Origin of the sequence: Cohaesibacter marisflavi (assembly GCF_900115225.1) — a bacterium.
Classification (GTDB): domain Bacteria; phylum Pseudomonadota; class Alphaproteobacteria; order Rhizobiales; family Cohaesibacteraceae; genus Cohaesibacter; species Cohaesibacter marisflavi.
Window position 1 is genome coordinate 245,775 of record NZ_FOVR01000004.1, and the last position, 13,086, is coordinate 258,860.

Consider the following 13,086-nt stretch of genomic DNA (forward strand, 5'->3'; position numbering starts at 1 on the left):
AGTTATGTGACGCTTGTCACAATGCGGATATTGTGCCCGATCAGATATCAACATGGAAGCTTGAGGGTTTGAGGCCTGCGAGAAGCAATCCTCTTCAAGCACCCGACCTTGAGCCACCGACCATTTAGGGCACGAGCCCGTCAGCCTTGTCTGAGAGTTCCTTGAGAATCAAAGACACGAACGGCCGCGTTATGGTGCGATGCTGCGCCAAAGCCTGCTGGTCAATAGCCTCCACAATCACCAGTGCCGCGCCAATAGAACGTTCCATGCGCATGAGAATATATTCAATCACACTCGGGTCTGGAGAGAGCTGACGATCCGCGAACAGTTTGACAAGCACGCTGCGTAACAGCTCGTCATCGGGCTCGTAAATCTCGACCGGTGTCGTCAGGCGCAACCGGGACATGAGATCGGGCAAACCGACCCCCCAGCTTTCAGGCCAGTTTCGGGCGGTAATCAGCACATAAGCCCGTGCTTCACGCGCAGCATTGAGCAAATGGAACAGGGCGGTATCGTCCCGTTCAGGGCTGTCCGCGTCCTCAACCACGATGGCCCCGCTTTGCACCAGCTCGGTGGGGTCCGCATCATTCAGATCCGCGACATTCACGATCATTGCGTTGCTGCGCTCTTGCCAGATATTGGCAAGATGCGACTTGCCCGCCCCAACCGGCCCTGCCAGCAACAACCAACTCGCGGGCCAGTTCGGCCACAGATCAATCATGTCAAACGCGGCCCTGTTAGATGGACCTCGCAGAAAATCTTCCCGTCCCATCGCCGCTTCATGAGGGAGCTGTAAGGGCATCTGATCACTTATTTTTGCTGAACCCATCGAATTTCCTCACGCCAGCCTTCATTTCAGACATCCGTTCTTGTCGCAGATACGGAGCCCGTCTTGTTGTTATTGTTATTCCGGTTTGGCTTCATCGCCAGCCCCATTGCCATCAGCTGGGACCTGATGATAGCCACGATAGAGCGGAGAATGCACATACTGGTCAAGAATATACCGCACGACAACGCCAATCGCGGCCGCTGCCGGCACAGCGATTAACATGCCCACAAACCCGAACAGGGATCCAAACGCCAGCAATGCAAACATCAGCCACACCGGATGCAGCCCCACCCGCTCGCCAACAAGCCGCGGCTGCAAGATGTTGCCTTCAAGAAATTGCCCGACAGCAAACACACCAATGGTCAACCCGATGGGAATCGGATCCGGCCAGAATTGCACAATGGCAACACCACCCGACAGGATCAGCCCGATGGTTGCCCCCGCATAAGGCACAAAACTGATGATACCGGCAATCAACCCAATCAACAGGCCGAAGTTAAGGCCCACCAGCGAAAGGCAGATGGCATAGAATGTCCCCAGAATGAGCCCCACCAAGATCTGCCCGCGCACAAAGCCGGAAACGCTCTCATCAATCTGATCGAACAGATCCCGAATCGTTTCTCTATGATCGCGCGGCAGGAAGCCGTCGATGGTATTCACCATGCGGTCCCAGTCATGCAGCAGATAAAACGCAACCACCGGCGTAATGACCAGCAGTGCCAACATGTTCAAAACGGCCTGCCCGCCATTCCATACCGACTTGAGCAACTGACCGGCCCATGAGGCCCCCTGCGCGACAATATCCTTGATATTATTCTGCAGACTCTCCGCATCAAAGTTAGAGAGGAATTTGGGCATATAGTCCGATGTGCTATTGCTGATCATGGACTGCAGGGAGGCAACATATTCAGGCATTTTCTGGCTAAAACCCGCCATCTGATGCGCCAGAGCCGGCACAATCAGCACCAGCAGCAGAATGAAGATCAGCACGAAAATCATCAACACCGAAATGGTCGCCCACATGCGGTTCATGCCAAGGCGCTGAAAGGCATCAGCTACAGGGTCGAGGAGATAGGCAAGCGCCATTCCGGCAACAAAGGGCAGCAAGATCCCACTGAACACGTAAATGCACAGCACGAAAGCGGCAAAAGCACACATCCAGACGATAAACTGTTTTTGCAACGTCATATTCATTCCCCAAGCCGTTTGACCCCAAGCCGATTGACCCCAAGCCGATTGACCCCAAGCCGATTGACCATGTAGCCCTCAACGTCAGCTCAAATCATTTAAGAGGTCGGGCTCCTTATATCAAAACCCAAGGGCATATGGATATGTTCCTTTGATGACAAAAACAAATTGAACAGCCTATCCAATGCTCAGCCACAGGCTTTCAGCATGCCTGTTCATCCAGGTGCAGGCAATCAACTTCTCCCCTTTGGCCTGCAACTGGCACGCATCCACGTGCCTAAATGACGCTACAGAATCGCAAAACCGCGCTTTTTGCGCTCATAAAGCCGCAAGAGGGCTTGCAATTGCAGCGAAATTCGTGTGTCTCAGGGGCAAAGAAAACGCGTCGTAATTTGTGTCAGGGATCCACTATGTCCGATCAGACCCAAGAATCTAAATCCTCCGCCCCAAACAACCTAACCTACGCAGATGCCGGCGTGGATATTGATGCGGGCAACGCCCTGGTCAAGGCCATCAAACCCATCGTCAAGGCCACGGCTCGGTCAGGATCGGACACCGAAATTGGCGGCTTCGGTGGCTTGTTCGACCTGAAGGCGGCAGGCTTCACCGACCCGGTGCTGGTGGCGGCCAACGATGGTGTAGGCACAAAGCTGAAAGTCGCAATCGAAACCGGCAAGCATGACACCGTCGGCATCGATCTGGTTGCCATGTGCGTCAACGATCTTGTTGTTCAGGGCGCCGAGCCTCTGTTCTTCCTTGACTATTTTGCCACTGGCAAACTTGATGTCGAAGCGGCGACCGATGTGATCGCAGGCATTGCCGAGGGCTGCAAGCAAGCCAACTGTGCTTTGATCGGTGGTGAAACCGCCGAAATGCCCGGCATGTATGCCAAGGACGATTATGATCTGGCAGGCTTTGCCGTAGGGGCTGCCGAACGCGGCACGCTGTTGCCCAAGGATGTCAAAGCAGGCGATGTCCTCATCGGGCTGGCCTCATCGGGCGTTCATTCCAATGGCTTCTCGCTGGTGCGCCGCATTCTGGAAGCAAACAAGCTGACTTTTGACAGCCCGGCTTCCTTTGCTGATGGCAAGTCCATTGGCGAAGCCCTGCTGGAGCCGACCCGCATTTATGTGCGCTCCACCCTCAAGGCCATTCGCGAAACAGGCGGCGTCAAGGCACTGGCTCACATCACCGGTGGCGGCTTCCCTGAAAATATCCCGCGCGTCCTGCCTGACGGTCTGGCTGCCCATCTTGATCTCGCCGCAGTTACGCCTCCGCCAGTCTTTGGCTGGTTGCAGAAACTGGGAGGTGTTGCCGACAAGGAAATGCTGCGCACCTTTAACTGCGGTGTCGGCATGATCATCGTCGCCGAGCCAGAAAAAGCAGATGCCGTGATCGCCACTCTTGGCGAAGCAGGCGAAGCCCCCTTCAAGCTGGGCACGCTGGCAGACCGCGAAGACGATGCGGTCGTCTATGACAGCATGATCAATTTCGGGAGCTAAGCCGTCATGTCCAAGGCAAAAAAGCGCACCGCGATCCTGATTTCAGGGCGCGGTAGCAACATGACCGCGATTCTCGAAGCCGCAAGAGCAGAAGACTATCCCGCCGACATCGCCCTCGTGCTGGCCAACAATGCCGACGCCAAGGGCCTTGAAACCGCCGCGCGTGAAGGCATCGCCACGGCCGTTGTCGATCATCGCCCCTTCAAGGGCGACCGCGAGGCGTTTGATGCGGAAATCCAGTCCGTGCTGGAAGCCAATGACATCGAACTGGTGGTGCTCGCCGGTTTCATGCGTATTCTGACGCCGGGCTTCGTGGAAAAGTGGCATGATCGCATGCTCAACATCCACCCCTCGCTGCTTCCATCCTTCAAGGGTCTACATACCCATCAGCGCGCCATCGACACAGGCTGCCGCCTTGCCGGTTGCACCGTGCATTTCGTCCGCGCCGATATGGATTCCGGCCCCATCATCACGCAGGCCGCCGTACCGGTTCTGGATGATGACGACGAAGACAGCTTGGCCGCACGCATCCTCGTTATGGAGCACAAGGTCTATCCGCGCGCGCTGGCACTGGTCGCAGCCGACCGCACACGCGTTGATGGCATGCGCGTGATCATAAAAGAAGACGAAGACGACAAGCAGCCCACAGACCGCTTTCTCTTCCACTAGGGCATAAAGCCTGCCCAGATCAAACAAAAAAGCCGATGAATGAAATATCCATTCATCGGCTTTTTCATTTCTCAAATCAGCAACTTGGAACTATTTGTTACAGGACGCATAGTTACTCAAAATCGTACGCTTCTGGCCCCAGCCCGGCTTGCCGCTCTTAAGAGCGCGTTCAAGATCCTTGCCCTCAAGACTATCCACGAACTCTTTGGCGGCACATTTGCAAGCAGAGAGAATGCCATCCGTCTCGCCATCCTTGGCCTTGGGCCAACGATCATACAGGCAGAAATCCACGACGCGCGCGCGATAAAGATCTTTGGTCAAACCATCCGCCTTGGCCGGAGCGCCAAGCATCGTCAAGGAGATCGCAGCCGCAGCCAAAACAGAGTAACCGCTTCCAAATCTGAACATGAATATTCCCTCAAAAAGTAAAACCGATGTCGCCAATTTACTGATTCCATTCATGAGAGCAATCCGGCAGGCCAATTTTACGGCCCAAATCAAACAATTGTCATCAAATGACAGATCTGAATATAGAAAAGCCCCCGACCCTCAAGGCTCGGAGGCTTGAATCAGCGAACCAGATGGTCTGGCTTATCCGACGATCTCATCATCGGAAAAGAAGAACTGAATTTCCCGCGCAGCGCTTTCCGGTGAATCAGATCCGTGGACCGAGTTCTCGCTCATGGAAAGGGCGAATTCCTTACGGATGGTTCCCTCATCGGCCTCTTCAGGATTCGTCTTGCCCATCACTTCCCGGTTAAGAAGAATGGCATTCTCACTTTCAAGAACCTGAACGATAACCGGTTCGGAGATCATGAAATTCACGAGCCCCGCAAAGAATGGCTTGCCCTGATGCTCGGCATAAAAGCCTTCGGCCTGCTCTTTGCTCATACGGATGCGCTTGGAGGCAACGACGCGCAATCCAGCCTCTTCCAGCTTGGCTGTGATCTTGCCGGTCAGATTGCGCTTTGTTGCATCTGGTTTGATAATGGAAAAAGTGCGTTCGATAGCCATGGTATCTCCCCTCTTGACTTTGCTTCACCATAGCCGACGCACCTCTTCCCTGCGTCAGCAGGTTGCATTGCGCCGCTGTATAGCCTGCCCCCAAAGCACCCGCAAGAAAAAACCAGCCGAAACGCGAACGAAACCAAATAGACGCGAATTTATATTCACTTGGACACAAAGAAGATCAGAACTACACAAGTGAATTATACTTTAGAACTACGCCCCAAGCCATCATACAGATCCAAACAACGATCAAACCACTGTGCAACCGGATCATCTTCTTCTAACAGAACAAAGTCAGAGACCATACGCGCCCATTGGAATGAACCGAAAATGCTGTAGTCCGCATAGAGAGGAGCATCGCCACCGAGAAATGCCTGATCGCGCAATGCAAGGCGCATGGGCAGAAGACTTTCTCGGAAAGCGTCAAGGCGGTCTGGAGAATGATCCGGTACCTCTTCGAGCGCACAGCCGAAGCGTTTCTCACGGGTGGTGCGGAAATAGGGTTGGTCCTTCTCATCCAACCGATTGTAAATATCCAGCAGACAAAAGCGAACCAGTTGCTTGTCGACAACGGCATTGGCCCAGCGATCAATGAAGTGCGCCATCTTCTGCCCGCCTTCTCCGCCAAACAGCGAGGGCAGATCCGGGTATGTATCTTCCAGATATAAAGCGATGGCAAAAGAATCCCGAACGACAGTGTCACCATCAGCTATCACAGGAACAGTGGTCTGCCCACCTCCCTCAATGGACTTGATCTCGGTAAACAGCGTCGCAACCGTTTCCACCTCAAGTCCCTTGTGAGCCAGAGCCATGCGGGTGCGCCAACAGGCTGGAGAAAAACGAAGGGCCCTGTCTGCGGTACACAAATCGTATAGCTTGATCGTCATCATACATTCCTCAAAGGGTTTCGGGGCTGCGCATAATGCAGGGAGCGAGCCAGATTGGCCAGCACAAGTTGCAAAAAAATTGCTCTTTGTCCTCAAGGCACGCGAAACAGTTGTATTCACTGTTGCAAAAAAGGATCAAGCCAAGAGATTGCATCGGCAGCGATTGCCATCGACGATGAAATAAGGCAAAAGGCACCCATTATGCTGCATATCAATAACCTCACCTATCGCATCGCTGGCCGGACACTGCTGGAATATGCCACGCTCGTTGTTCCCGAAGGCTGTAAAATGGGCCTCGTCGGGCGCAATGGCACGGGCAAATCCACCCTGTTCAAGCTACTGGTCGGAGACATCGCGCCCGAAAGCGGCACGGCCACGATTCGCAGAGGCGCGCGCGTCGGTCAGGTTGCGCAGGAAGCGCCCGCGTCTGAAGAAAGCCTGCTTGAATTCGTCCTGAAGGCTGATCTGGAGCGCGCCCGTCTGCTCGCCGAATCCGAAACGGCAACCGATCCGGAACGGATTGCGGAAATCCAGCTGCGCCTTGCCGATATCGGCGCCCATTCCGCCGAAGCACGCGCCGCAACCATCCTGCATGGGCTGGGGTTTGATGCTGAGGCGCAGGCCCGCCCCACAGCCGATTTTTCCGGCGGCTGGCGCATGCGTGTCGCGCTCGCTGCCATTCTCTTTTCCGAACCGGATTTGTTGTTGCTCGACGAGCCGACCAACTATCTCGACCTTGAGGGTACCCTGTGGCTGGAAAATTACATCTCCCGCTATCCTTACACGGTGATGATCATCAGCCATGACCGCGACCTGCTCAACAAGGCCGTGGACCATATCGCCCATCTCGATCAGTTGAAGCTGACTGCCTATCGCGGCGGCTATGACAATTTTGAGCGCACCCGTCGTGAGCAGCTTGAGTTGCAGCAGAAGATGCGCACCAAGCAGATAGAGCAGCGCAAACATATGGAAGCCTTCGTAGAACGCTTCCGCTACAAAGCCTCAAAGGCCAAGCAAGCACAGAGCCGCCTGAAAGCGCTGGAGAAAATGTCTCCCATTGCAGCGGTGATGGAAGATCACGTCAAGCCGATCCATTTTCCCAATCCGGAAAAAGGCCTTGCCCCACCGATCATTCGGTTAGAGAAGGCGTCTGTCGGCTATGAAGACAGCAAACCGATCCTCAGGAATATGAACTTGCGCATTGACCCAGATGATCGGCTGGCGCTTCTGGGGGCCAACGGCAACGGCAAATCCACCTTTGCCAAGCTGATTTCCGACCGTTTGGACGTTCAGGACGGTACCATTTTCCGCGCGGGCAAGCTCAAGATCGCCTTCTTTGCCCAGCATCAGCTGGATGAACTGCGCCCCAATGACAGCGCCTATGACCATGTGCGAACCCTGATGCCGGATGCCACCGAACCCAAGGTGCGGGCACGCGTCGCCCAAATGGGCCTTGGCACAGAAAAGATGGATATTGCAGCCAAGAGCCTTTCAGGAGGTGAAAAGGCCCGCCTTTTGCTGGGGCTAGCCACCTTCGATGGTCCGCATCTGCTCATCCTTGACGAACCGACCAACCATCTTGATATCGACAGCCGCGAAGCGCTGGTCCATGCCATCAACGACTATGAAGGCGCCGTGTTGCTGATCTCCCATGACCGGCACTTGCTGGAAGCCTGCGTGGATCGCCTGTGGCTGGTGCATGATGGCACCTGCAAACCCTATGATGGCGATCTGGAAGACTATCGCCGCCTGTTGCTCAGCTCTCGCAACAGCCCAGACAGCACGCAAAAGGAAAAGGCGGCGGCCAACGAGGCCAATCAGGCACAGGAAAAACGTCGTTCCGCCGCTGAAAAGCGCAAGGAGCAGGCCCCCTTGCGCCGCAAGATTCAAGCAGCAGAGCGCGACATGGACAAGATCCGCGACCGCATGAGCAAGATCGATGACATGCTTGCCGATCCGGACCTTTTCGCCAAATTCCCTGAAAAAGGCGCAAAACTCTCCAAGGACCGCTCCGACCTCGCCACTCTGCTGGACAAGCTGGAAGAAAAGTGGCTGGAAATGTCCGAAGAGATCGAGGAATGATCCAGAAAAGGCGAATATGATGTCTCAATCCATGTCCCTTATTGCCATTGTCGTGCGTGACTATGACGAGGCGATTGCCTTTTATACCGAAAAGCTCGGCTTCGAGCTGATTGATGACACCTATCAGCCCGAGCAGGACAAACGCTGGGTCGTGGTACGCCCCAAGGGAGAAGGCAAAACATCTCTGTTGCTGGCCCGCGCCAAAAATGAGCACGAGGCAGGCTATATCGGCGATCAGGCAGGAGGCCGTGTGTTCCTCTTCCTTGAGACAGACGATTTCTGGCGCGACTATGCTCTTTATCAGGAGCGGGGCATCTCCTTCATAAGACCGCCTCTGGAAGCAGACTATGGCACCGTTGCGGTCTTTGAAGACCTTTATGGCAACCTCTGGGATCTGGTTGAATATTCCACGCCCCACTAAACCACCATTTGCATTACCTGCAAACTTATGGTGACATTCTCCCAACGATCCGATCGCATCCCATAAGCGCCGGAGGGAGAGAACCATCATGAAAACAGTCACATTCGCACATCAGGACGTTGTGCCCGCATTGGGGCAAGGCACTTGGTATATGGGCGACGATCCATCCCGCAAAGCGGATGAAGTCGCCTCCTTGCGCCGCGGGGTCGAGTTGGGCATGACGCTCATCGATACAGCGGAAATGTATGGATCAGGCAAGTCGGAGCGCGTGGTGGGTGAAGCCATAGCCCCCATTCGCGATGATGTGTTTCTCGTCTCCAAGGTGTTGCCCTTCAATGCCAGTCATGAAGGCACACTCGAAGCATGCAAAGCTTCCCTCTCCCGTCTGGGTACAGACCGGCTGGATCTCTATTTGCTCCATTGGCCAGGCCCTCACCCGCTGGAAGAAACCATTGCGGCTTTCGAAGAGCTCCAGCAGGCAGGCAAGATCCGTCATTGGGGCGTTTCCAACTTCGATCCCAATGACATGACCGAACTGATGAGTACGCAAGGCGGCGAACAGGTAGCGACCAATCAGGTGCTCTATAATCTCACCCGCCGCGGTATCGAATGGGATCTACTCCCCCAATCACAAGAAGATGGCCTGCCCATCATGGCTTATTCGCCCATTGAGCAGGCCCGGCTGTTGTCAAGGCCGGAGCTTAAATCACTCGCCTCGGATCTGGATCTCACACCTGCTCAACTGGCTCTGGCTTGGGTTATTCGCAAATCCGGGATTGTGGCCATTCCCAAGGCAGGAACCGTAGCGCATGTGGAAGAAAACGCCCGCACGCTCGAAATCGACCTTACTGATGAGACGCTTTCCGAGCTGGATCGTCTCTTCCCACCGCCAACCAGAGCAACCTCGCTGGCGATATTGTAAGCTGCATAGACTGGTATAGGCTGAATAGTGCAAACGATGAAAAAGGGGCTCAACGCCCCTCTTGTCTGCTCTGGTATCTGATTTTACCTCAGCTGTGGAATTTGACGGCGTCGACAGTTTCCTTGAGCATGCTGGCCGACTTGCGCAAGGCTTCATGTTCGGCTTCATCAAGCTCGGGCAAAAGATCCAGCTCAATGCCGTTGCGTCCGATAACACGGGGAACAGAGAGCGCAACATGGCGCACCCCTTCCACATTCGGTGTCACGATTGAAAGCGAAAGCACCGCTTTCTCATCCTTGGCGATCGCCCTCACAATGCGTTCAAGCCCGGCACCGATGCCATACCACGTCGCCCCCTTGCCATTGATGATTGTGTAGGCAGCATTGCGCACATTATCGTCGATCCTGTCCTTGACGGAGGCGGTAAGCGGAAACTTGATATTGGCTGCGAACTCCTCGACGGACAAAGCCCCTGCCCGCGCAGACGACCAGGCAAGTATCTCACTATCTCCATGCTCGCCCAGCACATAGGCATGGACAGACTGAGGCGAAATGCCCAGATGATGCCCGATCAGATGGCGGAACCGCGCCGTATCCAGCATGGTGCCCGAACCGATCACGCGATGCGGAGGAAGGCCGGACAGACGAGTGGCGATCTGGGTCATGATGTCAACCGGGTTGGAGGCAACCAGCAGAATGGCATCCGGAGCCACAGCCAGCACCTTGCCGATAATCTGCTTGAACACCTCGGCATTGCGCGCCAGAAGATCAATGCGGCTTTCTCCGGGTTTCTGCCCGACGCCAGCAGACAGAATCACGATATCCGCTCCTTCAAGAGCATCATAATCGCCCGCAGTAACCACCGTTGAGGAGACAAAAGGCGTCGCATGCGCAATATCCTGGGCCTGCGCTATGGCAAATTCGGGTTTGTAGTCGACAAAAACCACCTGACTGGCCGTGCCCCGCAAGGCCATCGCATAGCCCGCTGCCGAGCCGACCATACCTGCACCAACAATTCCAACCTTCATGCATGCCTCCTGAAAAAGGGTTCGTCCACCATGATACTAACGTACATTCTGCCACTCTGCCACGGGATCAGGTCACTTATGCGTTAGACCATTCACCCAGCTCTGCACGCAGAGCGCGCTCCATCAAGAAGCGACGCATAGTCAACGGCGCAATTGTGGCAAAAATTCCGCTTTCTTACTGGAATATCAGGCTTTCTTTTCCCAGCCGCCTCTTGGTGTCTGTTGCCAGTAGGTGACGGGATATCCCGCTTCCTTAAGGGCTTTCCAGCTGATACGGGCTGCCTGCAAGGCTTCATTGCTTGAGCCGTCAAACATCAGAATCGCCCGCTCCAACCCTTCCAGAAGGGTGAGCTTTTCTTCCGGCCTTGCCCCATCGACGAAAAAGCGCACATGCGCCTCGTTGGCGGCAGGCACTCCCTGCGGTGCAATGAGAATCGGCTGATGCTCCGCATGCGCCGAACCATGCAAGCCATGGGCGAGAAAACTGTCTTCCCGCCAGCTCCACAGGTGCGTGTCGAGCACATAGGCTCTTTCTTCACTGCCTGTCTGAACGAATGCGCGCCAGCCCTTCTCGAGACACTTCTCAAGCAACACGGGCAACGTCGCCTCAAGAGGCTGCATTTGTAGATGATAGAAGAAAATCTCGGCCGGCATCATTCATTTCCAAACAGGAGCGTTGTTTCCTGTCTAGCATGGACACCCCATCAAGCAACAGCCAGATAACGAAAAGGCAACCACGAAAAAGGGCCTGACATGGCCAGACCCTCTGCATTCATTTGAAAAGCGCCAAAGATCGGCACCTTGTCCTAAGCCATCAGCCTTCGTAATTGTCTTTCACGAGGCGATCAAGCAAACGGACCCCAAAGCCGGATGCCCACCCCTGACTGATCTCGTTTTTCGGTGCATCCATCGCAGTGCCTGCGACATCGATATGCACCCAATCCACGTCGCCCACAAAGCGCTTGAGGAACTGCGCCGCCGTAATGGAACCAGCCCAGCGGCCACCGGTATTCTTCATGTCGGCGAACTTGCTGTCGATCATCTTGTCATATTCCTTGGCCAAAGGCAGACGCCAGACGGTTTCACCCGTCGTTGCTCCGGATTTTGACAGCTGCGCACAGAGATCGTCCGAATTGGAGAAGATGCCCGCATTGTGAGCCCCAAGGGCCACAATGACAGCACCAGTCAAGGTCGCCAGATCAATCATGAAGCGTGGCGCAAAGGTCTCCTTGGAGTAATGCAGCAGATCAGCCAGCACCAGACGGCCTTCCGCATCCGTATTGATGACTTCGATGGTCTGGCCAGACATGGAGGTAACAATATCGCCCGGACGCTGGGCGTTGCCATCGGGCATATTTTCAACAAGACCGATGATGCCGATGGCATTCACCTTGGCCTTGCGGCCCGAGAGCGCATGCATAAGGCCGGTGACTGCAGCGGCCCCGCCCATATCGCCCTTCATGTCTTCCATGCCGCCAGCTGGCTTAATGGAAATACCGCCGGTATCAAACACGACGCCCTTGCCCACGAAGACAACGGGCGCTTCATCCTTTTTGCCGCCCATCCATTTCATGATGGCCACGCGAGGCTCGCGCACCGATCCCTGCGCCACACCAAGCAAAGCATTCATGCCCAGTTTTTCAAGATCTGCTTGTTCGAGAATTTCCACCTCTGCCCCCAGCGCTTCCAGCGCCTTGGCCTTGGCTGCAAATTCCTCCGGTCCAAGCACATTGGCCGGTTCGTTGACCAGATCACGCGCTAGCAGGGTTCCATCCGAGATCACCTCATCACTTTCCCAAACCTTGGCCGCTCCTTTGGCATCCGCGCACAGAATGGAAACCTTTGCTGCTTCTTTTGCTTTCTTGGGCTTGCCTTTCTCGGTCTTGTAAAGATCGAAATCATAGGCCCTAAGCTTCATGCCCATGGCAATCAGGGAAACTTTGGCAGCGTCCATCTCCTTGTCATCAGCCTCGGCGACGACATGGATGACTTTTGAGCCGTTGGCAGCTCCAATGGCCGCTCCACCCAGATCCGCAAAATCGCGTTCAGATAAAGTTTCTTCACCAAGGCCAATGAGAATAATGCGGTCCAGCGCCACACCGGCAGGGGCCAGAATCTGTACGCTTTTGCAAAAACCGCCTTTGAAATCGGCTGCCTTGATCGCTCGCCCGATTGCCCCATCACTCTTTTCATCAAGCGCCTTCCCCGTTGCACTCAAGGCGAGGGACTTGTCAACAAACAACACGGCAGCACCGGTTTCCGGTGTGCCCAAAGCTTCAAACTGAATAAAAGGGAGAGTAGCCATAAAGGACGATGTCTTTCTTTTTGTTAGGATGTCTTTTTCAGGAGGTCCGCTCCGAGGTCGCCCCCAATGGGCCAGACAGGAGTGGAAAATGGAATATATCTAGTTCACACTATTGTGGGTGCTTTGGCGCTCGAGTTCAAGACCGCTCTCAAAACGGCCCATGCAAAAGCCTTTGAAGAAAACTGTGCGGAAGGAACACCCCGCCATCATTTGTTGGCTAAATTGCATCATCCGCTTTCAAAATAG

13 protein-coding genes are annotated in these 13,086 nt (G+C 54.8%); 5 read left to right on the forward strand and 8 right to left on the reverse strand.

The window, feature by feature from the left end:
- Positions 1 to 124 precede the first annotated feature (124 nt).
- Complete coding sequence (locus BM258_RS10070; RefSeq protein ID WP_090071723.1) at positions 125 to 829, reverse strand: HdaA/DnaA family protein; 705 nt, start codon at positions 827 to 829, stop codon at positions 125 to 127.
- Between the two features lie 75 nt (positions 830 to 904).
- Positions 905 to 2,017 carry an AI-2E family transporter gene (locus BM258_RS10075; protein WP_090072198.1) on the reverse strand — a complete coding sequence of 371 codons (1,113 nt, stop codon included), beginning with the start codon at positions 2,015 to 2,017 and terminating at the stop codon, positions 905 to 907.
- A gap of 410 nt (positions 2,018 to 2,427) precedes the next feature.
- Between BM258_RS10075 and purM the strand changes: the two genes are divergently transcribed.
- Positions 2,428 to 3,519 (forward strand): phosphoribosylformylglycinamidine cyclo-ligase, encoded by a 1,092-nt coding sequence (purM, locus tag BM258_RS10080; RefSeq protein WP_090071725.1) that lies wholly within the window; start codon positions 2,428 to 2,430, stop codon positions 3,517 to 3,519.
- 6 nt (positions 3,520 to 3,525) lie between these two features.
- On the forward strand, positions 3,526 to 4,188 hold the full coding sequence (gene purN / locus BM258_RS10085; RefSeq protein WP_090071727.1) for a phosphoribosylglycinamide formyltransferase: 663 nt from the start codon (positions 3,526 to 3,528) through the stop codon (positions 4,186 to 4,188).
- 90 nt (positions 4,189 to 4,278) lie between these two features.
- On the opposite strand, the gene BM258_RS10090 is transcribed toward purN, so the two are convergent.
- The 3 genes from BM258_RS10090 to BM258_RS10100 all read right to left on the reverse strand — a co-directional run bounded on the left by BM258_RS10090 (position 4,279) and on the right by BM258_RS10100 (position 6,086).
- Positions 4,279 to 4,596 carry a hypothetical protein gene (locus BM258_RS10090; protein ID WP_090071729.1) on the reverse strand — a complete coding sequence of 106 codons (318 nt, stop codon included), beginning with the start codon at positions 4,594 to 4,596 and terminating at the stop codon, positions 4,279 to 4,281.
- A gap of 183 nt (positions 4,597 to 4,779) precedes the next feature.
- Complete coding sequence (gene ndk, locus BM258_RS10095) at positions 4,780 to 5,202, reverse strand: nucleoside-diphosphate kinase (protein WP_090071731.1); 423 nt, start codon at positions 5,200 to 5,202, stop codon at positions 4,780 to 4,782.
- Positions 5,203 to 5,396: 194 nt separating this feature from the next.
- Positions 5,397 to 6,086 carry a glutathione S-transferase family protein gene (locus BM258_RS10100; protein ID WP_342029353.1) on the reverse strand — a complete coding sequence of 230 codons (690 nt, stop codon included), beginning with the start codon at positions 6,084 to 6,086 and terminating at the stop codon, positions 5,397 to 5,399.
- A 198-nt stretch (positions 6,087 to 6,284) separates the two neighbouring features.
- On the opposite strand from BM258_RS10100, the gene BM258_RS10105 reads away from it, so the two are divergent.
- The 3 genes from BM258_RS10105 to BM258_RS10115 all read left to right on the forward strand — a co-directional run bounded on the left by BM258_RS10105 (position 6,285) and on the right by BM258_RS10115 (position 9,508).
- Positions 6,285 to 8,165 carry an ABC-F family ATP-binding cassette domain-containing protein gene (locus BM258_RS10105; RefSeq protein WP_090071733.1) on the forward strand — a complete coding sequence of 627 codons (1,881 nt, stop codon included), beginning with the start codon at positions 6,285 to 6,287 and terminating at the stop codon, positions 8,163 to 8,165.
- 19 nt (positions 8,166 to 8,184) lie between these two features.
- Positions 8,185 to 8,586 (forward strand): VOC family protein, encoded by a 402-nt coding sequence (locus BM258_RS10110; protein ID WP_090072201.1) that lies wholly within the window; start codon positions 8,185 to 8,187, stop codon positions 8,584 to 8,586.
- A gap of 88 nt (positions 8,587 to 8,674) precedes the next feature.
- Positions 8,675 to 9,508, forward strand: coding sequence for an aldo/keto reductase (locus BM258_RS10115; protein WP_090071735.1), 834 nt, complete (start codon positions 8,675 to 8,677; stop codon positions 9,506 to 9,508).
- An 88-nt stretch (positions 9,509 to 9,596) separates the two neighbouring features.
- Here the strand turns inward: BM258_RS10115 and BM258_RS10120 are convergent, their stop codons facing one another.
- From BM258_RS10120 to BM258_RS10130, 3 genes are all read right to left on the reverse strand, one after another.
- Positions 9,597 to 10,535, reverse strand: coding sequence for an L-lactate dehydrogenase (locus tag BM258_RS10120; protein ID WP_090071738.1), 939 nt, complete (start codon positions 10,533 to 10,535; stop codon positions 9,597 to 9,599).
- Positions 10,536 to 10,721: 186 nt separating this feature from the next.
- Positions 10,722 to 11,189, reverse strand: a complete 468-nt coding sequence (locus tag BM258_RS10125; RefSeq protein WP_090072202.1) for a DNA polymerase III subunit chi — start codon at positions 11,187 to 11,189, stop codon at positions 10,722 to 10,724.
- A 160-nt stretch (positions 11,190 to 11,349) separates the two neighbouring features.
- Positions 11,350 to 12,840 (reverse strand): leucyl aminopeptidase, encoded by a 1,491-nt coding sequence (locus tag BM258_RS10130; RefSeq protein ID WP_090071740.1) that lies wholly within the window; start codon positions 12,838 to 12,840, stop codon positions 11,350 to 11,352.
- Between the last annotated feature and the right edge of the window lie 246 nt (positions 12,841 to 13,086).